This is a genomic window from Bacteroides celer (genome assembly GCF_002632415.2).
Lineage (GTDB): Bacteria > Bacteroidota > Bacteroidia > Bacteroidales > Bacteroidaceae > Bacteroides.
In genome coordinates this window covers 1876706-1901764 of record NZ_CP178209.1, presented here as the reverse complement: position 1 = coordinate 1901764, position 25059 = coordinate 1876706, and the positions used below count along the sequence as shown (strand labels likewise).

The following is a 25059-nucleotide window of genomic DNA, read 5'->3' as shown; positions in this document are numbered from 1 at the left end:
AATAAAATATGCTTGATATATGACAGATTGAATGCACTGAAATTCTAAAGTTCGATTAAATTGCGGATTATCCTCAATCCCAATATATCTATACCCATATCTTAGTGCATACTCTTTGAAGAACCGCATAAGCCCCTGCAATTCTTGGTCTTGTTTTTTAGTAAATCTGCAATACCCAAGAATGATACACCAATCAGGAAGTCCATCTACCCCATCGTTGTACTTCCAAAACCGAATGTAGAGTTTTACAGGCTTGATTCCCACACTTATGCAAAAGCCGTTCATTGTCGCTTGCCAACTATCCATTTCTCACCGTTCACCTCTATGATTTCATCCGTTGTCAGTTCCTTCATATCCACGAAACTGAGTGCAGTGAAGCAGGTGAACACGAATAAGTCTCGAACAAATGCAAGCGACGGATTTTCAAATTCATGTGTCATGATGACCTTTATCTCATCTTCTGTCAGATACTCACGTTATTTTACGTTCGGACTGATATGGAACTCTGCAAACGGATTTCTCGGTATCAGCCCGTTATAATGCGCACGCATCACCACACTTTTCAGCCACATATAGTTGAGCCATATCGTGGCGTTCTTCAAATTATGTTTGGTTGTAAAATAAGCAGCAAACTCCTTGATAAAGTCAGGCGTAAGTTCCAACATGGCCATATCATTTCGCTTATAGAATGCCTTGGTGAAAGCTGCGACATAATTTCTTACCCTTAGCATTACCTTATACGTTCTAATGGTACAGTCTTTACCCGCCCGTTTCATGAAGTTGGTGCAATCTTTATCGAAGGTTTTGAGCAGTGTTTCATACTAGCTACCCATACCTTGATAGACATTGCCCATTTCTGCGGTTATATACGCTTCACGGTCGGATATGCACTAGTAGTACTTGATGATTTGTGCCTTGATATTATCCAAGACAAAATTAATCTCTCTGGCTTCCTTGCTTTTCCCTTTAGCCTTGTTCCCTTTAGCATCCCAAAGTTCTTTCGAGATGTTACATTGCAACTGAACTGCGATACAGTTCCATTAATTGTTACCCTTCCTATGATAGAGACAATTCCTTTTTTCTCTTTGCTGCCATTCGCATAGAACAGCACCTTGAATGTACTTCTGCTCATACTCGTTTTCTATTGCAAAACTAATAATCAACGAGTTAGAGCTTGATAGACAAACCTAAACGAGGCGGAGCAATCGTCACGGTAACTGTTAAAACTGACCTTCGGGCGGGCAATGATTTGAAAACCTAACTGCTTCTGTATTCCACTTTTCTTTGCGTTTTACCTTTTTCTCCGTGGCTTCGTCTGTCACCGCAAACGCTTTATTAATAAGCCATTCAGTGCCATTTCTCCCTTTTTATTCATTTATTCCTGAGATTTTTCGTATGTTTGTACATCATATTGGGAGATTATACCCAAACTACAATAAGGAAACTATGCAGATACATACCAATACATTGATAGCGGAATGCTCAGCTTACGATTTCAAAGAAATGTTGGAACGCAAGAAAGTAAAGTCGTGGCTCAAATCCGTGTCGGCTTTTGCCAATACGGATGGTGGCAGTTTGTTCTATGGAGTGAACGATGACGGAGTAATTGTTGGTTTGGAGAATCCACAAGCCGATGCTGATTTTATCAGTGAAATGATAAAGGCACGACTTGACCCTGTGCCGGAAGTTCAACTTATTCCGATAGAGCACGAAGGACATACCTTACTTGAAGTGAAAGTAAAAGCTGGAACACTTACACCTTATTATTACTATCAAGATGGAACACGTACCGCATATGTACGAGTTGGCAATGAAAGCGTGGAGTGCAATTCGCAACAACTTCTTTCATTGGTGTTGAAAGGCACACACATGACATGGGATTCATTGCCTACCCAAGTGAATGCCAGCAAACATTCTTTCATCATCCTTGCCAATACTTTCCATGAGCAAACTCATCAGGAATGGAATGACAAATATTTGGAATCATTCGGACTGGTTACTCCTGACGGTAAACTAACCAATGCCGGACTATTGTTTGTAGATAATTGCACCGTATTCCAATCTCGCATCTTCTGTACCCGTTGGACGGGACTCTACAAGGATGATGCTATCAGTTCCGTGGAACATCGGGCTAATCTTGTGTTGCTCTTAAAATATGGTATGGACTTCTTCAAGAACTATACTATGAGTGGCTGGGTGAAGATGCCCAACTATCGCCTTAATCTACCCGACTACTCTGACCGTGCCATCTTTGAAGGATTGGTAAATCACCTTATTCATAGAGATTATACCGTTATGGGTGGTGAAGTACACATTGACATCTATGATGACCGAGTAGAATTAGTATCACCCGGTGCGATGCTTGACGGTACGCAAATCCAAGACCGTGACATATACAAAGTGCCGTCCATGCGTCGTAACCCTGTTATTGCGGATATGTTTACGCAATTGGACTATATGGAGAAACGTGGCTCTGGTTTACGAAAAATGCGGGAACTCACAGAGAAACTGCCCAATTTCCTGCCTGGCAAAGAACCACAATATCAAACGGAAGCGGCTTCTTTCTACACCACGTTCTATAATTTGAACTGGGGTGAGAACGGAAAAATACCTGTTGAGGAAGTAGCCGACAGAGTAAATGGTTCGGTCGAAAAGTTCGGTGTAAACGAAGAAAGTTCGGTCGAAAAGTTCGGTGTAAATGCAGATAAGTTAGGAAACACATCGAAAACGCCGAAGAAGATCAATAAAACCGCACAAAAAATTATTGATCTTGTTATTTCCGACCCATCAATCACAGCCGATAATATGGCTAATAAGGTTGGTGTAACTAAACGCGCTATAGAGAAAAACATCAAGAGCCTTAGGGATATGGGAATTTTGGCTCATGAAGGTTCTGATAAGGCTGGCTATTGGCGTATTGTTATTAATCCTCAAACTGAGCAATAAACCTATGGGAACACCTTTCATACCACTCGGTGCAATAATTGCCGTTTTGATTATCGCCTTTTTGTTTGCCTCTTTACCGCAGGTAAACCATAAAACACGATACAGAGTACTTTATGCAATAGCCATTATTATGCTATTAGCTGTTATCCCTATTAGTGAGTATATGGCTGGTGACACACAAAACTCAAGTAACAATTATCTGCTTGTCCTAATATTCGATATTGCAGTAGGATATTTCTGTATGTACATTGCTGCTTTGCTGAAATTCAACGTTCTTAAACGAAAAAACCAGGCACTGGAAAATGCCTTAACAGAAAAAGAACAAGAAAAAGTATCTATTTTACTGGAACACCAAAATGAAAAACAACAAGCACTTCAAAGAGAAGAACTTGAATGGTTAGCTGAAAAAATCAAAATGTTCACTGAAGAAGAACAGAAATCCATTCTTGCAAGCGCTTACGCATTTGCAGAACATGACCTAATAGTAGCTCCTTCAATAGTCATACAACAAGACACTTGTAGCCAACAAGAGCTTATGTATTTTATCTGCTCTGCTTTTTTCAACATGGGCAAGAAGCGCAATGACATTGTCAGTTTCTTATTTCAAGTCTTTCCTCTCTATTTTCCTGCTGGAGAAAGTGCATTGGCTAAAAAGATGCCGGGATTGGAAAAAGTTAAGGAAAGAAGGGAAAAGGAAAATCAATCTAAGTAAATTTTCCAACATACATCATTGAAGTATATTCCAATATAAAGTTGCTTTTCAACACATATTTGTTAGAAAACTATTATGAATAGAAAAAAGTCTCGATTATAATGATTACCTTTGTATTTAAAACATGTCATAGAACGTATGAATAAAGACATAAATCGTTTAAAGGTGGTTCTTGCAGAAAAGAAACGCACCAATAAATGGCTAGCAGAGCAGTTGGGAAAAGATCCGGGGACTGTTTCGAAATGGTGTACTAACACCATGCAGCCGAACTTGGAAACATTGGTCAAGATTGCTGAATGTTTAGATGTAGATGTGAAAGATTTACTTTGGTCAATAAAAGAATAAAATAACTAATGAACATATTTTCATTTTTTGCAGGTGCTGGTTTTTTGGATTTAGGATTCGAATTACAAGGTGATTATAATATTGTTTTCGTAAATGAATTTCACGAAGCTTTTGATCGTATTTATCGTTATGCAAGACAAAATATGGGATTGCAGGAACCCAAATACGGTCATCATATAGAAGATATAACTGAATATATTGATGGAGAGCATGGAGACAGGCTTCAAAGACTTATAGATTGGGTAGAAGAATCGAAAGAAGAAGAACTTACCGGTTTTATTGGAGGCCCTCCATGTCCCGATTTTTCTGTAGCAGGAAAAAATAGAGGACGTGATGGAGAAAATGGTAAGCTATCTGGAACGTATGCGCAACTAATTTGTACAGCACTCCCGGATTTTTTCCTTTTTGAAAATGTTAAAGGACTATATAGAACTGCAAGACATAGACAGTTTTTTGAAGAATTGAAACAGCAATTTAGAGCACATGGATATTCTCTAACAGAACAACTTGTCAACTCCTTGGAATTTGGAGCGGCACAAGATAGAGATAGAATTATATTAATAGGATTTCACCAAGATGCTGTTAATAGGCTACATCTTCAAGCGGATAACGGGGTCTTAATGAATTTTCCTTGGGAAGCGCATAAAAGATATAACTTGAAAGAAATAAAGAATCTTCCCTGGCCCAATAAATCTCCCTATCAAGAAAATACTCCTATGCTTATGCCTAATGGTATTATAGAAGACTTGACCATACAACATTGGTGGACGGAAAATGATGTGACACATCATCCCAATGCCAATATGTATTTCCAACCACGTGCGGGAATCGTAAGATTTAGGACAAAAGAAGAAGGCGATGTGGAAAAGAAATGTTATAAACGCCTACACAGATGGCGATATTCACCAACAGCCGCTTATGGGAATAATGAGGTTCATATACATCCTTTCCTGCCTCGAAGAATATCTGTAGCGGAATCATTGGCTATTCAATCATTGCCCGCAAATTTTATTCTACCACAAGATGTATCACTAACAGATGCCTTTAAAACAGTTGGGAACGGAGTTCCTTTCGTTTTAGCTAACGGCATAGCAAACTCTATTAATGACTATATTAATCACATAAATAATTAGTTTATGGCTTTGACTTTAGAACACTTCTTAAACTTAATCGATGAATTACCCAAAGGGGTTAATTTGGATTATGTAAAAGCTGGAACAAACAAAATCCAGCTTGACAGTGTTGATCATGTTGAAAAATACATATCAGCAACAAAAGTTGATACGGAAAAAGGTTCTACAAAAAGTGCCAATATAACAACGGAAAATCTCCGCATGTTTGTAAATAAGGTTGTTGAAAACAAGCCTTTACATATAGAATCTGTTTGGAATGGTTCAGGAAGTGCCCGTTCTGCATGGGAGGGCTTATTTGCTCACACATCGGAATTTTATACTCATTTTTCCAAAGGAAGAAAACATTTGGTATGGATTCCGACACATCCTCACACAGCAGGAGAAATAACACCTTTAACAAAAGAATTACTTGAATATCTATCTACCAATAAGAGTTCAACAGACGAGCGAGTATATAAATATATAGACATCATTACCGCCATCAAGACCAAGCCTTTCCTTTTGTTAGCTGGCATATCCGGTACAGGTAAAAGCCGTATTGTCCGTGAACTAGCCCGTGCATATTGGTACGAAAATTCCGCTGAATACAAGGCTCAGAAGCCAAAAAACTTTGAGATGATTCAGGTAAAACCTAATTGGCATGACTCTACGGAATTAATGGGATATGTGAGTCGTGTCAGCGGAAGTCCCATATATGTAATTGGCGATTTCTTAAGATTCATCACACGGGCTTGGGAAAACCTGGACACTCCTTATTTCCTTTGCTTGGATGAGATGAACCTTGCTCCTGTGGAACAATACTTTGCGGAATTTCTCAGCATAATAGAATCTCGTAAAAGCAGTGAAGACGGTACGATTGTAACAGACCCTATACTGAAGAAAAGCACAGAAGATTGGTATCGAGTATTGACTGCCGAACTGACAGGAGATAATGAAGCATTAAGGAATCGCTTTTTGGAAGAAGGCATCACCATTCCACAAAATCTAATTGTAGTGGGTACGGTAAATATGGATGAAACAACCTTCTCTTTCTCCCGAAAGGTACTCGACCGCGCTATGACAATAGAAATGAATGAAGTGGATTTGTATGCTGGTCTAGACAGCAGGTACGAACGAATTGGCAAACTGAGTAGCGACATGCTGATCGGTACAGCCGTAGAAGGTGTGGATGTGTACGCAGACAACGAAGAAGTCTGCAATAAGGTATTGACCTATTTACAAGCTGTGAATGACGTCCTCAATGGCACACCATTCAAAATCGCCTACCGTACGCGAAACGAATTCTTACTTTATGTGGTAAACAATTTGCCATACAACATGGATGAAAACGGAAATGAGTTCAGTGAGGATGAAGTCATAGCAACAGCATTGGATGAAATAACCAGTATGAAAATATTGTCGCGTATTGAAGGAGACGATACAAAAGTCAAGCATTCACTTCTTGAAAAATTGATTACCACTATCGAAACGCAGTTGCTGGTATTGACTGGAGAAGATAAGAAAATAGAATCTATTTCCATAGCCAAACTGAAAGAAATGCAAGGACGACTGTCATCCGGTTATACAAGTTTCTGGAGCTAAAAACTATCAGACATCTGCAAGAAACGATGGAACTGCTTACCATAAGACATCAGGATTTTGAAATGATTGTCGAATGTACAAAGTTCGATGATATTTGGCGCAAGGCTAAGAATAATGTGGGAGAAGAAGGCTTACACTCTACTTACTCTTGGTCAGAGGGAGTAGCATCTGTTACTTTAAGCAACCATATCGGAGAAAGAGTTGCGATTGAGGACAACCAACAAGCCCCTGCCGTGTTTTTTGATAATGTCGATTATCCTATTTGGATTGAATTCAAGGACTATGTGAAAAAAGCACAGTTCGGTTCCATTCTTCAAAATGAAAATGAGAAATTTACTTTTCGCAGACAGATATTAGCCGGTTTCTTGAACTATAGCAATGAGGTTGGGCGCAGTGAAATACAGTTCATATATCAAGTAGGGGCAGAGACCCGTGAGTTTGTTTTCTCTTTTGAAGTGTTAAGCACAAAACTCAATTATCACGAGCATTGGAGAACTATTATCGAGGATATTGAACAGGAATACAGGATGCTTTCACTTGATTATATGCGAAGAACCTTTCATGGTTTTTCGCCCGATACAAACGGAGAAACCCCTGAAATAATCTGGTGGAGCGTATTTGCCAATGAACAACAGAAATTCATAAAGGCTTGTAAAAATATCATTGACCGCCCACGGCATCGGCTACATGGAAAGGATGCTTACAAACGTGCTGACAAGCTGACATTTATTCCCTCTTACATAGAAAACGAATTGGCAGAACACAGAAATGACTGCGCTCATTTATACCGTGTAGAGGAACATGTATGGACAAACGATACACAAGAAAACAGGTTTCTGAAATTTGCTCTTGGACAAATTGCTGACAAATATGAAGTCTTGAAGAAGCGTATAGAAGCTGTGAAGAATGCTTCCGATGTGATGAAGGATGATATGCAAGCCACATTAACGGCACTTAAACATCTGCAACGAAATTCCTTTTTCCGCACTGTAGGAAATTACAAAGGAATGAATCAAGAGAGTTTGGTTCTGCAAAAAGCTACCGGATATAGTCAAGTATATCGCACATGGAATCTACTTCAACGCTCCTATTCACTGAATGATGGCATATATCGCTTGCAGACCAAAGATATAGCAACGCTTTATGAAATTTGGTGCTTTATAGAAGTAAGCCATATAGTAAAAGAAAAACTGCATTTGTCCAATGAAGACATAGACCACAGAAACCGTATGGAAATGAATGGTCTGTTTACATGGGATTTGGGCAAGGGAGAACATTCGCGCATCCTTTTCAAAAAAGATGATGTAGAACTGGCGGAGCTAATCTATAATCCAAAAAGTTCGGAACGCGAAAATAATTCTGTCGGTATAACTGACCTAGTAGTACCAACTGTTCCCCAAAAACCGGATATTGTATTGCAGCTTACAAAAAACGATTTGCAAGAAGGAATGAAAATGACTTACCTGTTTGATGCGAAATATCGTATTGATGGAAAGGATAAAAATGGAGTAGATGTTCCACCCGAAGATGCAATCAACCAAATGCATAGATACCGTGATGCCATCTATTATAAAGATTGTCAATCAAACGCTTTGAAAAAAGAAGTGATAGGTGGTTATATCCTGTTCCCAGGTGATGGTGAGCCTACTGATGTTGCCGTATCTAAGTTCCGTAAGACTATAGATGAGGTAAATATTGGAGCATTCCCACTTCGTCCCAAGGACACACATAACCGATTGCTTTTAGAGCAATTCATAGAAGAACTTATTCAAAATAAATCGCATGAAACCATATCGAAAGTGATACCACAGAAGGGCGCGTTATTGCAAGTGCCTAATCGCCTTCTTGTGGGTTTGGTTGGAAATAGTTCACGACCCGGATATACACAAAGTTTCCTTGACGGTAATGCCATTTTGTACTATACAGGACCAAAGTTCCCGACAACCATTTCATTGCATGACCTTCATTACTTTGTACCTTATATAAAAGGTGAAGGTGTTCGTGATTTATATGAAATTATCCGTATAAGAACCATAACGAGTAAAGAGGCAAAACAAGCCGAAGGTGAAGATATAACAGATGATATGCGTTTAGCATTCGAATTGCGTTTCAGCCGTAAGCTATTTGAGGATTATCGACAGATAGATACTCATAAGATGATTAATTATACTTTTATTGACACTACATTTGACGAGACAGAAAAGTGGTTGATAGTAAATGAGTCATAGCTATCTTTCACTAACAAATGTAATGGCATATTATACAGTTAACAAATAGATATTTACATAAATACAAAATCCTATTATTGCAATTTATGATACAAAAAATAAAAATTGATTGGAGAAATTGTTATGGTATTAAGGAGCTCAACCAAGAATTCAAGTTTACTCCTGGTAAACAAATACATTTAATCTATGCTCCAAATGGTTCAATGAAAACATCTTTTGCTAAAACTATGCGCTATTTATCAGGGCAGTCCAAAGAGAAACCATGTGACAAGCTACACGATAAAGACAAATCGAGTTTCATCCTAAAAGTGGACGGTTTAGATGTGTCTAAGGAAAATATATTCGTAGTTAATGGAGATGATGATATTGATTGTTCAAAGTCGTTTGTGAATTTCCTTGCAAGCTCAGAATTAAAAAACAGGTATGATTCTATATATCAACAATTGTCAGAGAAGAAGGAACTCCTCATAAGTAAATTAAAAAGTGCCTCTTTAAGTTCCGACTGTGAAAAAGAGATATTCGGTACTTTCAAACAAAATGATGCAGACACTATCTTTAGCATACTTGAGCGTTTAAACAGTGAAGTCAAATCAGGTTTACCAAAGTTTGAATTTAAGTATAATGATGTATTTGACACCAAAGAGAATGTTAAGAAATTTATAGAATCTAATAAAGATAACCTGAATATATATATCGACAATTACAATAGACTTTTAGGGAATTCCAAACTATTCCGAACTGTGGCCGGTCATACATTTGGAACGTATCATGTTACGCAATTACAACAGTATGTTTCTGATGGTTCATTTTTCGGTGTTAATCATAAAATTGTACTTCAGGACGATACGGAATTATCGTCCGAGACAGAGTTGCAAGAACTTATTAATAGTGAACAACAACGTCTTTTAAAGGATGAAAATTTAAAGAAAGCTTTTGATAAAATCACAAAAGCAATTGACAAAAATGTCGAATTGAGAGGTTTTAAATCTGTTTTGAACAATCATCCTGAATGGATACCTGAAATCATCAACTACGAAGTATTCCGAAAAAAAGTTTGGTTAGGGTATTTATCAGACAATGAGATAAAACCTCTGTTTGATGCTTATATACAAGTTTATAATGAAAATAAAGAGGCACTACAGCAAGCCTTAGAAGAGGCCAGCTCGCAGCAAGAAAGATGGGAACAAATTATAGCCCTTTATAATGCACGTTTTCATGTACCAATAAAAGTTTCTATAGCCAATCAAAAGGATATTATACTAAAACAAGAAGCAGCGAAACTACAGTTTTCTTACGTTGAAACTTCAAGTGCAGAAACAACAGTAGAGAAAGACGTGCTGGAGAAAATCCTTAGTCGAGGCGAAAAACGCGCTTTCATTATCCTGCAATTTCTCTTTGAAATGGAAGCACGTAAGACTATGGATCATGATACAATTTTAGTTATGGATGATATAGCTGATTCATTTGATTATCAAAACAAATATGCGATAGTAGAATATATTAAAGACATTGCTGCAGACAATAGCAATAAGTTCTATATGCTCGTGTTGACTCATAACTATGATTTCTATAGAACATTGTCGTCCCGTCTTAGTCTATTCCAACCAAATCTATGGATGGCAGAACGCTTAGCTAATGGAAAGGTAATCATCAACCAAGGTCAGTATAAAGGTAATATATATACTAATGCTTTTATCGAGCATGATAATGATGATAAAATATTTATAAGCATGATTCCTTTTGTTAGAAATCTGATAGAATATACTAAAGGGGAAAATGATGATTACAAAACATTAACAGAATGCCTTCATAAAAAAGCAAATACACGAACTATTACAATTGAGCAGTTGATAAATATTATGACTGATTTTACACAAGGTAAAGGTATGAAACGCCCTAAATCAACAGATAAAATTTACGACTTGATTATGCAAACCGCAGATAGCATCATAACCGAAGCCAATCCTAATCAAGTGCTAATTGAAAATAAAGTGTGCTTATCTATTGCCATAAGACACCTGGCGGAAAATTATATGTACGACAAAATGATAGCAAAAGGTAAAAGTGAAGAAGATTTAGCTGTAACAGGTAGTCAAACGGGGAGGTGGACAAGTCTATTTAAAAAAGTCTGTCCGAGAGATGCTCATTATGGTATTATAGAGCGTGTTAATATGATGACTCCTGAACTAATTCATGTAAACAGTTTTATGTTTGAGCCTCTCATAGATATGTCTATATATCATTTAATTCAACTGTATAAAGACTGTAAAGAACAACTCAAATAAACGAAATGGCTGATGTACTGACCAAAGAACAACGACGCCGTAACATGGCTGCTATACATGGAAAGAATACGAAACCCGAAATATTGGTACGGAAATTTCTTTTTAGCCGTGGTTTTCGCTATCGGCTGAATCATCCACGTCTTCCCGGTCATCCTGATATAGTACTTCGCAAATACCGAACTGTTATTTTTGTGAATGGCTGTTTTTGGCATGGTCATGATAATTGCAGATACTTTCGCCTACCTAAAACAAACATTGACTTTTGGCAAAAGAAAATAGAACGAAACAAAGAGCGTGATAAAAAAGAGCAATGCCAGCTTGCTGCTATGGGCTGGCATTGCATTACAATTTGGGAATGTCAACTAAAACCTAAAGTCCGCATACAAACACTTGAATCATTAGCATATACATTGAATCATATTTTTCTTGAAGACCGAAAAATCAAAACATATCAAATAGTAGAAAATGACAATAATTTCATGGTCGCTGAACCGGAAGTGTCATATGGTAAAATAGACAAATAATAATCTATAAAAACTTCTTATTCCGCATCAGGCTTAGATTTTACATAAGTAATTTCCACTAAATGCTGATATTGTTCCTTCATTGCCCGATACATCGAATAATACGCAAAGCCCTCTTCTTTATACTTCATGCTACTAGCAGAAACAGCAACAGCCCATATAATAATAACGGCAATAATGGACACTATATGCCGGAGTTTTATATGATAGCCACATATAAACAACCCACTGATATTAGGCGGAATAATAGTTACAGGGCTTTTCAATGCATTGATTTTTGCCAATATCTCATCCTGCCGTTTCAATATACACCTAATATTAGTTTCGATAGTCATACGATTCTGATTGTAATCGCAAACGTGCCGATAAAGATATTCAAGAAGTTTGGACTTCTGCTTGAATAAATCAATGAGTTTTGGAAACCATAGCGAAAACGGCAATGTGTTGGGCTGCTGTTGCCAGATATGTTTCTTGACCACAGACAAGGCTTCGTTCCAGCAAGTACAGAAACTTTTGGCAATTCCATTATAAATAGCCTTTTCATTGAAATCCGCTTTTACAGATTGTTCCGGTTTAGGAACAGTGGTGTTCTGTTTTTCAATACATTCTTTCAGTTCGTTGATACTTTGGCGCAAATTCGCAAGATTTGCAGCTACTACATCTTCTTTCATTATCTTCTACGTTTTGAGGTTTTATAAAAAGGTTCGTTTCTTTCGTTGTCTTTGTTTTTATCGTCTCGCCATCCTTGTTCATTGTTGGCTCCTCCACCTCCACTGGTAGTTATGGCTTGATGGGGTTGAATAATCAGTTCCGCTACCACATTACCCAATGTAGCACAAAGGCTGTTAAAACTCAAATCACGGTCAAGTTTAGAACCAGCCATACTATACTCATCCTGACTGAATGATATACCACGAATTTTATCAGAATTCTCAGCGTGATTAAAACGCATATCTATACCCAAACCTTTGAGAATGCAAAAAAAGTCATTCCACGAATGAGAATTTGCTCGTGCATCAAGAACTGAAGAACGGAGATTATATTTCCGTAATTGATGAGGACGCAAACGGCTCTTATTTCTGGCTTTGCTATTTTTAGGAGCAAAGTAAAGTCCATACTCTTTAGTTAAAGCACGACAGACTTTTGCATTGCGTATTCTTTCATTGCTGTCAGAAATGAGATTACCTTCATTGTCTATCCGATTAAATACCAAATGACAATGAGGATGTTTCGTATCGTGATGCCGGGCTATGATATATTGAGTATTGCGAATCCCCATTTGTTCCATCCATTTCTTGGCAATCTCCACCATAAGCGCATCCCCTTCTTCATTATCAGGAAAACGGCTAATATCTTGCGAAGAGAAAGCAAGTGATACGTGCTTCACAGGACTCTTTACTTTCGGGCGCATGGATGCTTGAAGGCAAAAAGAATCGGCAATCAACTTATTGCTAATGGTACATACTCCTTCATGCGCTAAAAGTGTAGCGCATTTCTTCTTGTTCTTTTGGTCATTGGCATAGTTTACAATACCTCCGAAATCAACTCTTGTTTTAATCTTCGCTATCATGACAGGTATTCTTTACTTGGGTGATAATTCTACTAACTTCCGAGATAATCGAAAAACACTGTTGTTTGACTGTTTCCAATCCATAGATGTGCATCTGGTGGGCAATCTGATTGACGTTATTGGCGATACCGGAAAGGTCACGAATTGCCGATACCATTTCCGGACTGATACGCTGACAGACCTGACAATCCATTGCCGCCTGATGGCAAAATTCATTGACAGACAATCCTGCCTGTTCCGCTTTGGATTGGATATAAATGTAGTCGTTCTCAGTAAACATTACCCGAAAACATTTGGTACGTTTCTGATAGCTCGCCAACTTTGGGCGGCCACCAAGTTTCTTTTCCTTTATACTCATATTGATTCTCGATATTGATAAATTGTTTTTTGAGAGTGGCAGTTCTATCGCTTGCGGCATAGGTTTTAGTGACACTAAAACACAAACTTGCCACTCAAAAAATCTTCCTATATTTCCCCTGCTCTATCCGGCATAGCTTGCCATCTTTAATAAAGGCTTCTATCCACTTGTTTGCCGTACTTCCATTCTCGCCTAAAGTTAAAACCGCCGCATCATAATCTTTCTTTGTGAAAATGTCAGGCAACATATTATAAAGGGTGTTCCTTCGTGCATAAACGCCTGTCTCTTGCGAATCGGTATTGAATCGTTTTGACTGATTTCCTGACAAATTCTGATAAATGAATACGGCATGATAAAGCAGGGTGTCGCAAATACTCATGGCTATGGAATAGTCAAACTCATGGCAAACCAATTGTATAGTCTCGTCAGAAGAAGATTTGTGAATCACATTATCCAGATGTCGGACAGCGGTCAACACCATCATTATACGATAAGCAATTAGTCCCATCCGTCTGACTACTCCTTGCATCTTGTTATTCACTTCGTCACAACATTCCTCATTCACACGACTGAGATATTCAATAAACTGTTCCTGCAAATCAGAGGGAAGAGAAAAGGAATAATTACCCTGCCGTACAAATTCCTCATGCAAATGGCAGAATTTATCTCCCAACAGTTTGAACATGGCATTCTTGGATTGAGAAATGTCGCTTGTGGCAAACACATTTCTTATACCTCGCTTGAAGCGGATAATATAGAAACAAAAGCGACTCATCAATCCGTTCTCCGCATCAGGTATCAATCTTCTTACCTGTTCGGGAGTTCCAGCCAAAGCGACTGATACTCTTGGATTACTGACTTCACAGTATTCCCTATCCTTGCGCCGACTCAAACTTACCAACTCATGGTGAAATGCCTTTCTCAGCACATCGGAATAGTTACCATAGTCAGACTTCAAAGTCTGGCTTAATGTGTCTCCTTCCGATTCAAACAACAGTCCGATTCCGTCATTATCTCCCAATATCTTCAAGAAAGAGCTTGCGCTGCTATTGGCAGGAATGATGAGCATACGCATAGGCGGTTCTGTTGGCATAGTCATTCCATCAGTTTTCTTACCTTTGATATAAGTGCTCATCGCTTCTTTGTATTCCTGTTCCATCCGCTTTGAAAGTTCATGCAAATTACGGTTAATGGGAGCTACCAATTCTCGGCATAAGGTCAATGCTCCTTTTCCCATACCGGCATCTGCCACCACGAACAGATATAGATTCGGATAAACAATGCGTTCATCGTACACGCCACAAACATTATGAAAGCATACCGACAAACACACAATAGCCCCGATTAATATCGTATCACGGTCATCTACCGAAATGGAATTATTGACAACCTCATTTAGAAAAGGAGGAAGATGCTCAAACACACATTCAGGAAATGCAGGAAGTTCTTCTTCTGATTTTATCCATTTACCCGTTTTACCATTTTGGATATTTGGTAAAATGGATAAATGCTCTTTACTGAACGGAGCCAATGAGATTCCGGCTTGATTTGCCAAATGGAAGAAAGAACGGATGGTAATGCCTTGTCCTTTGGATTGCAGACAATGCGTATATTGTTTATCCGTTTCTTCCCTTTGATAGGTAGGGTAAAACCTACTGATGCGGTGGTAATACTCCCGTCCGTTCTCTCCCAATCCATCCACAAGCGCAAAGCCCAACTCCACCCAATCTTTATAATGAGGGGCTATATCAATGGCACACTGTTCTATCTCCCGAACAACACTTTCCACATCATCCTCCACCTTATTATATATAGGGGCAATACTTGGTGTATGTGCCTGTTGTATTTCAGAAGGGACATTCTCCCAATCTTGGGCGGAAAATATTTTCTTCGACATCATCTTTGTATTTATGGTTAATATATGCTTGTGGGTCGTAGGATAAGAAGCATGAACGAGCCACATCACTGCCGGACATATCCACTAATGACAAACCTGTTGCTTTGATGCAGTTGGCAACAGCCTTAAAGTACCGGGAATGTTCCCAGCCTTTCAAGTCAACAGGTATTATCCACTTTAATCCATTACCGGATGGACTGACAAATAACAGTTCCGTATCAAAATACTCATGGTTGAGCAGTTGCTGTTTTAACTCCCCTATGTTATCCACATGATCGAAATCCAAACACATCAATCCTGAGTGTATAATCAGTTCCTTCTCATTACGCTTGCGAAATAATCCCGAAAAAGTACAATAGTCAAAATGAGTGGCTTTGTATCTTTTGGCTTCGGAAGAAGATAGCATCAAACGCAGGGCTTCGGTTTGTGGTTGGGCATAATGCCCGATGATATAACGATACACATCCACAATACCTACCGCCCTTATCGGTTCGATGTTTTGAATAGGCTTGCGAAAGAACGAAAAGCAATAGTCTGTCGTTTCCATCATCTGATAATCTTTTTAGATTCGACAAATCGTCTGGCTTCTTCCATTAAGTCATCCTGTGTCTTATGCGATTTATTCTTCAACCAATCGTCAATTTCCGATTGCAAGAAAGCCAATGCCTTATTTATTTTATGTACGGGAATCTGTTTAGTTGATACCCATCCATAAACCGTTTGCTTGGCTGGATGTGATGGAAGATAAGCGCAAAGCTCGTCTATATCCATCCACTTAGATGAATTACTTGCCTGCTTATGTTGCAAGGCATTTACTTTGGATTGCAGTGCTTCTACGGACTCAATCAGGTAGGACAACGCATTCGGCATTTCCTCCAATGAATTTACTTTATAAGCCATTTTTTTCTTCGTATTAAAGTTGATGCCGCAAAAGTATAGGGATGCTTATAGGTGCTAAATAGGTGCTTGACCGCCACCAATCAACCGTTCATTTACCACTGACAGATTTAAGTTTCATTAATACGAGAATTTATTGGAAGCCATAATAAAAGGAGAATAAACCACTATTGGGACTAACACATTCCTTACCGAAAGCCTCAATACTACAAAACACCCCTCAAAAAGCCGATGCTTCATGAGGGGTAAACGGTGGTAAATACATGATAGGTATCACATAAGTCGTTGGTGCTCAGAGGTGGGATCCTCCACCACAACCTATAAATCCAAATTGTCTATATGCAGCGTATTGGCGGCTTTCTCTTTTTGTTCGTTTACAATATGCGTATAAATCTGCGTGGTTTTGACATTAGTATGTCCCATCAAAGACTTGATGGTATATATGTCAACTCCATTTTCCAGCAACAGCGAAGCGTAGCTATGGCGGCCACAATGGAAAGTGATGTGCTTCTTGATACCGGATGCTTCTATCCAGACTTTCAACGGGCGAGAAATCCAAGAGGCATCAGTCAATCCTTCAAAAACAAGTGCTTCATCATCGTCTGGACGTATGCCGCATAGTTGAAGTGCTTGTTGAGTGACTGGCTTGTAATCGGGCCTTTTTGTCTTTTGCTGAATTACGACTGCTTGCCATGTACCCTTGCTTGTTTGCTGAATTTGTTTCCATTTCAAAGTTTGAATATCACTATGCCGTAATCCAGTGAGAATAGAGAACAAGAACGCACGTTTCAAAACATCATCCTTGCAAGGAGTATCAACCAACATTTGCACTTCATTCATGGTAAGCGCAACACGAGGTTTCTCAATGTTTGTTATTCCCTTTACTTTCGCACTTATATCAACGGTCAGATATTCATCAATGAATGCCTGTTTCAATCCAGCTTTGAGTATAGAGAAATAAGTCGATGCCGTGTTTTGTGAGATAGTACCTTTCTTATTCCCTCCCATTGGGGCACGGAGAAGGAACATCTTAATGTCTTCAAGCAGTTTAACGGAAATTGCCTTGAATGGAATTGGCTGCCCTTGCGAATACATTTTCAATAATTCGCCTACACGCCTCCAATTGACTATTATTGAATCAGAACTGTTGGGATGACGTGTGCTTATAATACTATTGAAATACTTGATAAAATCCTGTTCGCTCCGCTCTTTCTGTGCAGCGATTTCATTTTCCTTATCAGTGTATAGGATGGCACTATCATATTCATGTTGCCGCAACTTACGCACATTATCGGCATAGATACAAGCCTCTTGGTCTATCGTTGAACGACATTGGATAATTCCATTCAAATCACGTTTAGGCTTATAGTTGAATGTTCCATCCGGTAAGATACGTGCAATGGACGACTTGTCCCAAACAGGTGTGGATATAGTCCGGTTAATGGATTCCACTACACGGCTTGCACGGGTTGAACCTCGCTTGTAAACTGGGTACGACTCTATAATCAGATACCATTCTTCTTTGTAATTCGACCTTCTGAGTTTGACGGTCACTTTGGTGTTAGGTAATGCTTTCTTCATAATGACTTATATAATTTATCAATTTCAGATTTGGGAACATAAACATAGTTACCGATTTGGCGTGTAGGAATAGAATGACGGCGTATGTGCTTAAAGACACTGCTGTCATTGATATGGAATTTCTTGGCAATCTCTCCGATAGTATAACAGTCTTTGGGTTCAAAGGACAATGCTTCCTTTTTTCTCTTTCTACTCCCTGCCTTTGTTTTGAAGTGTTCATCCATATACTGCCGACTAAGGCGTATCAGACGCTGGCCAGAATTGTATGACGGTATCAAGCCTTGCCGTATCATACGATAAAGTACATCTTTACTAATACCGTAAATCATCATAGCTTCCTTTACGGTTAGATACCCTTTGCTGGATGGTATTCGTCTAATCAGTGCTTGGCGTATCGCTTCTTTCTCTTTTGCGATTTGTCTTTTCTTATATGCTCTCTTGGAACAAGCCGGACAACAATACTTCGACACTAATGTCGGAGGAGTAAAGATTTTACCGCACTCCTCGCAACTTCTTTGAATGGTGTAATTTCCTCTTGGCATATTCTTCTCGTTTTAAATGGTTTATATCAATCTAAGTTGTACCTTATCGCCAAATAAGACGTGTCGCAAACATGTCGCAAATAAGAGATAAAAAAGCCCATAGAAAACACATAGCAACCATGAACCCCATAAACGCAAAAAGCGTGCAACTCATTGAGCTGCACGCCTTTGCTTATTGTTTATTATCTGTTTCCTTATCGGAATCATTTGACTTCCTCGAAGTCAGCATCCTGAACATTATCTCCGTGCTTGCTATTATCTTGCTGACCAGCACCACCGTTCATATCAGGACCAGCCTGTGCACCACCTTGTGCACCACCCTGTGCGTACATTTCAGCACTTGCAGCCTGGAAGGCAGTATTGATTTCTGCCATAGCAGTATCGATAGCAGCCAAGTCCTGTGCTTTGTGAGCATCTTTCAACTTCTGCAAAGCAGCTTCAATCGGAGCTTTCTTATCAGCAGGCAACTTATCACCTAATTCCTTCAACTGATTTTCAGTCTGGAAGATTACGCTGTCAGCCTGGTTCAGCTTATCAATCTTTTCACGTTCTTTCTTATCTGCTTCAGCATTAGCTTCAGCTTCAGCCTTCATCTTTTCGATTTCTTCCTTGCTCAAACCGCTGGATGCTTCGATACGGATAGCTTGTTCTTTACCAGTAGCCTTATCTTTAGCAGATACTTTCAAGATACCGTTGGCATCGATATCAAATGTAACCTCAATTTGAGGAACACCACGACGAGCCGGAGCAATACCTGTCAAGTTGAACTGACCGATTGATTTGTTCTGTGCAGCCATCGGACGTTCTCCCTGTAATACGTGGATAGTAACTTCCGTCTGGTTATCGGCAGCAGTAGAGAATGTTTCACTCTTACGAGCCGGGATGGTAGTGTTAGCATCGATCAACTTAGTCATTACACCACCCAGTGTTTCGATACCCATTGACAACGGAGTAACATCCAACAATACCACACCTTTGATTTCGTCTGTCAACACAGCACCTTGTACAGCAGCACCAATTGCTACTACTTCATCCGGATTCACACCTTTAGAAGGAGCCTTGCCAAAGAAATCCTCTACCAATTTCTGAACAGCCGGAATACGTGAAGAACCACCAACAAGGATTACTTCATCAATATCAGCATTGTTCAAACCTGCATCACTCATTGCCTTCTTACATGGTTCAAGACAAGCCTGAATCAATTCGTGAGCCAAAGATTCGAATTTTGCACGAGTCAAAGTCTTCACCAAGTGCTTAGGCACACCACCTACCGGCATGATATACGGCAAGTTGATTTCTGTACTTGTAGAAGAAGAAAGCTCAATCTTAGCTTTTTCAGCAGCTTCTTTCAGACGTTGCAAAGCCATCGGATCCTGAGTCAAGTCAGCACCTTCGTCGTTCTTGAATTCCTGTACTAACCAGTTGATGATTACTTGGTCGAAGTCATCACCACCCAGATGAGTATCACCGTTTGTAGAAAGTACTTCAAATACACCACCACCGAATTCGAGGATAGAAATATCGAATGTACCACCACCAAGGTCGAATACAGCAATCTTCATATCTTTGTGAGCCTTATCCAGACCGTAAGCAAGAGCTGCGGCTGTCGGTTCGTTTACAATACGTTTTACTTCCAGACCGGCAATCTGTCCGGCTTCCTTAGTAGCCTGACGTTGAGAGTCGGAAAAATATGCAGGAACGGTGATTACTGCTTCTGTCACCTCCTGTCCGAGATAGTCTTCAGCAGTCTTCTTCATTTTCTGAAGAATCATAGCAGAGATTTCCTGCGGAGTGTACAGACGTCCGTCAATGTCAACACGCGGAGTGTTATTGTCACCTTTCACTACTTTATAAGGAACACGACCTACCTCTTTCTGTACCTGATCCCAAGTTTCACCCATGAAACGTTTGATAGAGAAGATTGTACGTGTAGGGTTCGTAATAGCCTGACGTTTTGCAGGATCACCCACCTTACGTTCACCGCCATCTACGAAAGCGACAACAGAAGGAGTCGTACGTTTACCTTCACTGTTTGCAATTACTACAGGTTCGTTACCTTCGAATACGGCAACACAAGAGTTTGTAGTTCCTAAGTCAATACCAATAATTTTTCCCATGATCGTTATTTTTTTATTTATTATTTATTCATTGATTTCTTTTTGTCCGGTTGTTTCTCCGGCTCTTATCAAGGAGCCTCGTCGCGAACGGACGCTTACTAAAAAGCAAACCGTGTGCCAAAAAGAAATTATACGAATGCATGACATAATATCTGCCAAAAAGACAGTTTTAATAAATAAACACTGCTGACATAGTCATATTCAAAGCCAGTCAGCAACTGTTTCTTTAAACAAATACAGACGACTCTGGTTCGATGAAAGAAAAAAAATATGCCTGTGTCGTCATGTGCGACACAGGCATATCCTATTATATAGATTGATCTATTTATTACTTTTCCAGCACGATGACCAATGCGCCATTTGCATCATACAAGCCAATGCCGCCACCGGACAACACATCGAATGACTTCACCTCATTGATAGCTTTCAGCACCTTACCTTCTGTTTCCATGTCCGGACAAGCCATCATTGTGCTCGCTACTCCCGGAAAAGAAATTGATTTGGCATTGCTGGTACTGGTTTCAAAACCGCCATTAATCAAATTACATCCGGCATTGCCATGAATTGTCTTTTTCTTCACATCAAAAGCAATGAAAGGTTGTTTTTCCATTCCGGAAGGAATTGCTTCACCATTCACTTCTTTTATTTTCCATTCTCCATTCAAAACCGAAAGTTTCACATCAGCCTCCTTCTTTTGTAGAACGACAACCGGACGGTTGGACGAATTGCAAAGATACACTTTGTCCTTACCTGCCTTCTTATATCCTTTTACTTGCGCAAAAGCATTCAATACATTATTTTCAGTAGTCATATCCGGACACATCATCCGGGTACTAGCCATTCCTGTAAGTTCAAGACTTCCCGGCTTCGCATTTACATCGAAGCTACCCATCATCCGATTACAGCCGCTATTGCCGGACACACGACCAGTTGCTGTATCAAAAGCGATAAAAGGAAGGGGGGTACTTTCGCCCGGAGTGATTTTCGAGCCATTGACTTCTATGATATTCCATTCACCATTGATAGATGACAGGGGAATTGCCTTCTCAACCGAACGGCACGAAGACATTGCAAGTGCTGCACCAGCAATGCAAATTGAAACAAATACTTTCTTCATATTGTTATAACGTTTAAGTTAAAATCGAGGGCAAAGATATCAAAAAGATTGGGAAATAACATCCAATGCAACATAAAATATATACATTTGCCAGTAAATGTACAACAAACGAACAATTTACATAATTCACTTAAAGTAAACAAATATGAGAATAATTGTCCTGTCTTTGATTCTATTCTGCTGTGGTACGTCTCCTATCATAGCCCAAAGTGATTACATCGTCACTACTCCTTCTGCACAGGAAATCCCTGTAGGCCAAGAAGAACAGTTTATCAAAAGTAACTTTCCGTTGCTACCGCTGGGCAAATGGACACCCGGAATGAAATTTATGTTCGTTCCATCTCCACGGAGCATGTTCCTTCCCACCCTTTCCAGCTACGAGACCGAGAAAGGGGTAGACAACAGCCTGCTGAAACATAAAATACTCACTTTCACGGGAACTGAAGAGAAAGCTCAGAATATCCCCAACGGGACTAACTACTCCACTCGCTTCATCTTCGAATGTGAGGGAGGAAAATATTATTATGAGATAAAGAATATGCGGCTGGAGGAGATCTCCGAAAAGGCTCCCCGTGCCGGCATCAACGGATTGGTTTATTTGAAGGATGTGGATACTGCTAAAGAGCTGTTGGTAGGAAAAACAGTCTATATACAAGCAGAAAGTGTCCGGATAGACGACGCCAACAATTATTCCGGTTACCGGGATATAGCCATTCCCGTCAATACGGAAGCAACAATTACCGCTATCGGAGTCGGCAGTCAGGCATATCCGGCAAAAATCGTATTCAAAGATACGCAGGGACATTCTTATTATCTGGAAGTTGCCCTCTCACGAACAAACTCCGGCATGGACCTGAATGATTTTCAAGGAGAAAAAAGAATGAAATATTTCTCAAATGCATTCAGTTTCACCAATAAGAGTCTAGGCACTATCGAAAGCCTGAAAAATAAATATATGGGAATGACAGTTTATCCTAAAAAGGTGCTGCCAGCCAAAAGAATCGTATCATTTGAAGACAAGCAGACCGAATCACGCGTTCACCTGCCCCGATATACAGTTCTGCAAATCAAAGATATTAGATTATCTCCTCCCGGCAGTCTGGCTATTCTTTCATTAAAAGACAATGACGGAGCGATCTATGAATTGGAAACCGATCTGAAATATGATGTTATCGTCAGAAATGAAAATTATATCGAAGATTTTTTCGGATTCGAAGATATACATAAAAAATATCCGGGTATCACAGAAAATCGTTGGCAGATTATCTCCCGGGGAGATCTGGAGACGGGTATGAGTACAGTGGAATGCCGTTTGTCCATTGGTGATCCGATAGAAATCGAGCTAAAAAAAGACAATCGTTTCGAAACTTGGTTTTACAATGGCAAAACGCTGGAATTTGAAAATGGAACCTTGCAGCGTTACAAATAAAAAGGGGTAGCTGCGAATGATTATCTGAAAATAATCACGTATATTTGCAAAGCTAACAATTCCAATATTCTTAATATTTTAATTCGCAATTAACGAAATGGGTAGAGTTCTTATTATTGGTGCGGGCGGTGTTGGCACTGTCGTTGCGCACAAAGTGGCACAAAATGCCGATGTATTTACAGATATCATGATTGCCAGTCGTACAAAAGAGAAATGCGATAAAATCGTCGAGGCAATAGGTAACCCCAATATAAAAACAGCTAAAGTTGATGCAGACAATGTAGATGAGCTGGTAGCCTTATTCAACGATTTCAAACCGGAAATGGTGATTAATGTGGCTCTCCCTTATCAGGATCTGACTATTATGGAAGCTTGTCTGAAAGCTGGAGTGAACTATCTGGACACCGCTAACTACGAGCCGAAGGATGAAGCTCACTTTGAATACAGTTGGCAATGGGCTTATCACGATCGCTTCAAAGAAGCAGGTCTGACAGCTATTCTCGGTTGCGGATTCGACCCGGGAGTAAGTGGCATCTATACCGCTTATGCAGCTAAACATTATTTTGATGAGATTCAATATCTGGACATTGTAGACTGTAATGCGGGTAACCACCATAAAGCATTTGCAACGAACTTCAATCCGGAAATCAACATCCGCGAAATTACGCAGAACGGACGCTATTATGAAAATGGCAAATGGGTAACTACCGGTCCGCTGGAAATTCATAAAGACCTGACATATCCGAACATCGGTCCGCGTGATTCTTATCTTCTTTATCACGAAGAACTAGAGTCATTGGTGAAACATTACCCGACAATCAAACGTGCACGTTTCTGGATGACTTTCGGACAAGAGTATTTAACTCACTTACGCGTTATCCAAAACATCGGTATGGCACGAATCGACGAAGTTGATTACAACGGAGTGAAGATTGTGCCGCTGCAATTCTTGAAAGCTGTATTGCCTAACCCACAGGATTTAGGAGAAAACTACGAAGGAGAAACCTCTATCGGTTGTCGTATCCGCGGTTTGAAAGATGGCAAGGAACGTACTTATTATGTATACAACAACTGCAGCCATCAGGAAGCTTACCGGGAAACTGGTATGCAAGGAGTGAGCTACACCACCGGAGTTCCGGCAATGATCGGAGCGATGATGTTCTTCAAAGGTGAATGGAAACGTCCGGGTGTAAACAACGTAGAAGAGTTCAATCCGGATCCGTTTATGGAACAACTCAACAAGCAAGGTCTTCCCTGGCATGAAGAGTTCGACAAAAATCTGGAATTATAAGAGTAGACTTGTTCATTAAAAAGATAGTTATGATAAACGTAGGAGATAAAGCACCGGAAATCTTAGGCATCAATGAAAAAGGCGAAGAAATCCGTTTAAGTGCTTATAAAGGAAAAAAGATTGTGTTGTACTTCTACCCGAAGGACAGTACATCAGGTTGCACCGCACAAGCGTGTAATCTGCGCGACAACTATTCCGAACTACGTAAAGCCGGCTATGAAGTAATCGGTGTCAGCGTAGACAATGAAAAGTCGCACCAGAAATTCATCGAAAAGAACAATCTTCCTTTTACCCTGATTGCCGACACTGACAAAAGGTTAGTGGAAGAGTTTGGAGTATGGGGAGAAAAGAAACTGTACGGACGTGCTTACATGGGTACTTTCCGCACTACTTTCCTGATTAATGAAGAAGGAATCGTAGAACGGATTATCACTCCCAAAGAAGTGAAGACCAAGGAACATGCCTCACAGATTTTAAATCAATAACTCCATTAATTATATAAGAAT

The 25059-nt window shown here is 39.6% G+C and carries 21 protein-coding genes and 1 pseudogene; 11 read left to right on the top strand and 11 right to left on the bottom strand.

Annotated features, from left to right (window positions below; translation table 11 throughout):
• Positions 1-287: 287 nt before the first annotated feature.
• A pseudogene (locus CJF29_RS07360) lies at positions 288-1132 on the bottom strand (phage integrase SAM-like domain-containing protein); the annotation flags it as partial.
• A 314-nt stretch (positions 1133-1446) separates the two neighbouring features.
• On the opposite strand from CJF29_RS07360, the gene CJF29_RS07355 reads away from it, so the two are divergent.
• From CJF29_RS07355 to CJF29_RS07320, 8 genes are all read left to right on the top strand, one after another.
• On the top strand, positions 1447-2946 hold the full coding sequence (locus tag CJF29_RS07355) for an RNA-binding domain-containing protein (RefSeq protein ID WP_099146269.1): 1500 nt from the start codon (positions 1447-1449) through the stop codon (positions 2944-2946).
• 4 nt (positions 2947-2950) lie between these two features.
• Positions 2951-3658 carry a hypothetical protein gene (locus tag CJF29_RS07350; protein ID WP_099146268.1) on the top strand — a complete coding sequence of 236 codons (708 nt, stop codon included), beginning with the start codon at positions 2951-2953 and terminating at the stop codon, positions 3656-3658.
• Positions 3659-3796: 138 nt separating this feature from the next.
• Positions 3797-4003, top strand: a complete 207-nt coding sequence (locus tag CJF29_RS07345) for a helix-turn-helix transcriptional regulator (RefSeq protein ID WP_032595260.1) — start codon at positions 3797-3799, stop codon at positions 4001-4003.
• Positions 4004-4011: 8 nt separating this feature from the next.
• A complete protein-coding gene (locus tag CJF29_RS07340; protein WP_032595259.1) occupies positions 4012-5136 on the top strand; it encodes a DNA cytosine methyltransferase in 1125 nt (374 codons plus the stop codon).
• Between the two features lie 3 nt (positions 5137-5139).
• Entirely contained in the window at positions 5140-6717 is a 1578-nt protein-coding gene (locus CJF29_RS07335; RefSeq protein ID WP_227073472.1) for an McrB family protein, read from the top strand.
• Positions 6718-6743: 26 nt separating this feature from the next.
• Positions 6744-8945, top strand: coding sequence for a DUF2357 domain-containing protein (locus tag CJF29_RS07330; protein WP_032595258.1), 2202 nt, complete (start codon positions 6744-6746; stop codon positions 8943-8945).
• A gap of 86 nt (positions 8946-9031) precedes the next feature.
• Positions 9032-11230: a hypothetical protein gene (locus CJF29_RS07325; RefSeq protein WP_099146267.1), complete on the top strand. Its 2199-nt coding sequence runs from the start codon at positions 9032-9034 to the stop codon at positions 11228-11230.
• A 5-nt stretch (positions 11231-11235) separates the two neighbouring features.
• Complete coding sequence (locus tag CJF29_RS07320) at positions 11236-11754, top strand: very short patch repair endonuclease (RefSeq protein ID WP_099146266.1); 519 nt, start codon at positions 11236-11238, stop codon at positions 11752-11754.
• Positions 11755-11771: 17 nt separating this feature from the next.
• Here CJF29_RS07320 and CJF29_RS07315 read toward each other — a convergent pair whose 3' ends face one another.
• The 10 genes from CJF29_RS07315 to CJF29_RS07270 form a co-directional block, all read right to left on the bottom strand.
• Positions 11772-12425 carry a hypothetical protein gene (locus CJF29_RS07315; RefSeq protein ID WP_032593655.1) on the bottom strand — a complete coding sequence of 218 codons (654 nt, stop codon included), beginning with the start codon at positions 12423-12425 and terminating at the stop codon, positions 11772-11774.
• Positions 12425-13324 (bottom strand): relaxase/mobilization nuclease domain-containing protein, encoded by a 900-nt coding sequence (locus tag CJF29_RS07310; RefSeq protein ID WP_099146265.1) that lies wholly within the window; start codon positions 13322-13324, stop codon positions 12425-12427. Before CJF29_RS07310 ends, CJF29_RS07315 begins: the two co-directional genes overlap by 1 nt.
• The gene (locus CJF29_RS07305; RefSeq protein WP_172676414.1) at positions 13308-13682 is read right to left on the bottom strand and encodes a MobC family plasmid mobilization relaxosome protein; all 375 of its coding nucleotides are present in this window, start codon (positions 13680-13682) and stop codon (positions 13308-13310) included. Before CJF29_RS07305 ends, CJF29_RS07310 begins: the two co-directional genes overlap by 17 nt.
• A gap of 94 nt (positions 13683-13776) precedes the next feature.
• Positions 13777-15579, bottom strand: coding sequence for a DUF3987 domain-containing protein (locus CJF29_RS07300; RefSeq protein ID WP_099146264.1), 1803 nt, complete (start codon positions 15577-15579; stop codon positions 13777-13779).
• On the bottom strand, positions 15530-16129 hold the full coding sequence (locus tag CJF29_RS07295) for a BT4734/BF3469 family protein (RefSeq protein WP_042986643.1): 600 nt from the start codon (positions 16127-16129) through the stop codon (positions 15530-15532). Before CJF29_RS07295 ends, CJF29_RS07300 begins: the two co-directional genes overlap by 50 nt.
• The gene (gene mads1 / locus CJF29_RS07290) at positions 16126-16479 is read right to left on the bottom strand and encodes a methylation-associated defense system helix-turn-helix domain-containing protein MAD1 (protein WP_032595645.1); all 354 of its coding nucleotides are present in this window, start codon (positions 16477-16479) and stop codon (positions 16126-16128) included. The genes CJF29_RS07295 and mads1 overlap by 4 nt, the downstream gene beginning before the upstream one ends.
• Before the next feature lie 315 nt (positions 16480-16794).
• A complete protein-coding gene (locus CJF29_RS07285) occupies positions 16795-18057 on the bottom strand; it encodes a site-specific integrase (RefSeq protein ID WP_074557106.1) in 1263 nt (420 codons plus the stop codon).
• Positions 18054-18599: a helix-turn-helix domain-containing protein gene (locus tag CJF29_RS07280; RefSeq protein ID WP_032595644.1), complete on the bottom strand. Its 546-nt coding sequence runs from the start codon at positions 18597-18599 to the stop codon at positions 18054-18056. The genes CJF29_RS07285 and CJF29_RS07280 overlap by 4 nt, the downstream gene beginning before the upstream one ends.
• Before the next feature lie 203 nt (positions 18600-18802).
• Entirely contained in the window at positions 18803-20716 is a 1914-nt protein-coding gene (gene dnaK, locus CJF29_RS07275) for a molecular chaperone DnaK (RefSeq protein ID WP_099146263.1), read from the bottom strand.
• 328 nt (positions 20717-21044) lie between these two features.
• A complete protein-coding gene (locus CJF29_RS07270) occupies positions 21045-21833 on the bottom strand; it encodes an META domain-containing protein (protein ID WP_099146262.1) in 789 nt (262 codons plus the stop codon).
• Between the two features lie 145 nt (positions 21834-21978).
• Between CJF29_RS07270 and CJF29_RS07265 the strand changes: the two genes are divergently transcribed.
• The 3 genes from CJF29_RS07265 (at position 21979) to bcp (ending at position 25038) form a co-directional block, all read left to right on the top strand.
• Positions 21979-23262 carry a hypothetical protein gene (locus tag CJF29_RS07265; RefSeq protein ID WP_099146261.1) on the top strand — a complete coding sequence of 428 codons (1284 nt, stop codon included), beginning with the start codon at positions 21979-21981 and terminating at the stop codon, positions 23260-23262.
• 97 nt (positions 23263-23359) lie between these two features.
• The gene (locus CJF29_RS07260; RefSeq protein WP_004302080.1) at positions 23360-24553 is read left to right on the top strand and encodes a saccharopine dehydrogenase family protein; all 1194 of its coding nucleotides are present in this window, start codon (positions 23360-23362) and stop codon (positions 24551-24553) included.
• A gap of 29 nt (positions 24554-24582) precedes the next feature.
• Complete coding sequence (gene bcp, locus CJF29_RS07255; protein WP_004302079.1) at positions 24583-25038, top strand: thioredoxin-dependent thiol peroxidase; 456 nt, start codon at positions 24583-24585, stop codon at positions 25036-25038.
• Positions 25039-25059 lie beyond the last annotated feature (21 nt).

Excerpts from the sequence above, each read along its gene's own strand:
- CJF29_RS07285 (WP_074557106.1), bottom strand. The coding sequence starts at position 18,057 with ATGAAGAAAGCATTACCTAACACCAAAGTGACCGTCAAACTCAGAAGG.
- CJF29_RS07260 (WP_004302080.1), top strand. The coding sequence starts at position 23,360 with ATGGGTAGAGTTCTTATTATTGGTGCGGGCGGTGTTGGCACTGTCGTT.
- CJF29_RS07280 (WP_032595644.1), bottom strand. The coding sequence starts at position 18,599 with ATGCCAAGAGGAAATTACACCATTCAAAGAAGTTGCGAGGAGTGCGGT.
- CJF29_RS07330 (WP_032595258.1), top strand. The coding sequence starts at position 6,744 with ATGGAACTGCTTACCATAAGACATCAGGATTTTGAAATGATTGTCGAA.
- CJF29_RS07355 (WP_099146269.1), top strand. The coding sequence starts at position 1,447 with ATGCAGATACATACCAATACATTGATAGCGGAATGCTCAGCTTACGAT.
- CJF29_RS07310 (WP_099146265.1), bottom strand. The coding sequence starts at position 13,324 with ATGATAGCGAAGATTAAAACAAGAGTTGATTTCGGAGGTATTGTAAAC.
- CJF29_RS07295 (WP_042986643.1), bottom strand. The coding sequence starts at position 16,129 with ATGATGGAAACGACAGACTATTGCTTTTCGTTCTTTCGCAAGCCTATT.
- CJF29_RS07300 (WP_099146264.1), bottom strand. The coding sequence starts at position 15,579 with ATGTCGAAGAAAATATTTTCCGCCCAAGATTGGGAGAATGTCCCTTCT.
- CJF29_RS07340 (WP_032595259.1), top strand. The coding sequence starts at position 4,012 with ATGAACATATTTTCATTTTTTGCAGGTGCTGGTTTTTTGGATTTAGGA.
- CJF29_RS07315 (WP_032593655.1), bottom strand. The coding sequence starts at position 12,425 with ATGAAAGAAGATGTAGTAGCTGCAAATCTTGCGAATTTGCGCCAAAGT.
- CJF29_RS07320 (WP_099146266.1), top strand. The coding sequence starts at position 11,236 with ATGGCTGATGTACTGACCAAAGAACAACGACGCCGTAACATGGCTGCT.
- CJF29_RS07350 (WP_099146268.1), top strand. The coding sequence starts at position 2,951 with ATGGGAACACCTTTCATACCACTCGGTGCAATAATTGCCGTTTTGATT.
- CJF29_RS07345 (WP_032595260.1), top strand. The coding sequence starts at position 3,797 with ATGAATAAAGACATAAATCGTTTAAAGGTGGTTCTTGCAGAAAAGAAA.
- dnaK (WP_099146263.1), bottom strand. The coding sequence starts at position 20,716 with ATGGGAAAAATTATTGGTATTGACTTAGGAACTACAAACTCTTGTGTT.
- CJF29_RS07270 (WP_099146262.1), bottom strand. The coding sequence starts at position 21,833 with ATGAAGAAAGTATTTGTTTCAATTTGCATTGCTGGTGCAGCACTTGCA.
- CJF29_RS07335 (WP_227073472.1), top strand. The coding sequence starts at position 5,140 with ATGGCTTTGACTTTAGAACACTTCTTAAACTTAATCGATGAATTACCC.
- CJF29_RS07305 (WP_172676414.1), bottom strand. The coding sequence starts at position 13,682 with ATGAGTATAAAGGAAAAGAAACTTGGTGGCCGCCCAAAGTTGGCGAGC.
- mads1 (WP_032595645.1), bottom strand. The coding sequence starts at position 16,479 with ATGGCTTATAAAGTAAATTCATTGGAGGAAATGCCGAATGCGTTGTCC.
- bcp (WP_004302079.1), top strand. The coding sequence starts at position 24,583 with ATGATAAACGTAGGAGATAAAGCACCGGAAATCTTAGGCATCAATGAA.
- CJF29_RS07325 (WP_099146267.1), top strand. The coding sequence starts at position 9,032 with ATGATACAAAAAATAAAAATTGATTGGAGAAATTGTTATGGTATTAAG.
- CJF29_RS07265 (WP_099146261.1), top strand. The coding sequence starts at position 21,979 with ATGAGAATAATTGTCCTGTCTTTGATTCTATTCTGCTGTGGTACGTCT.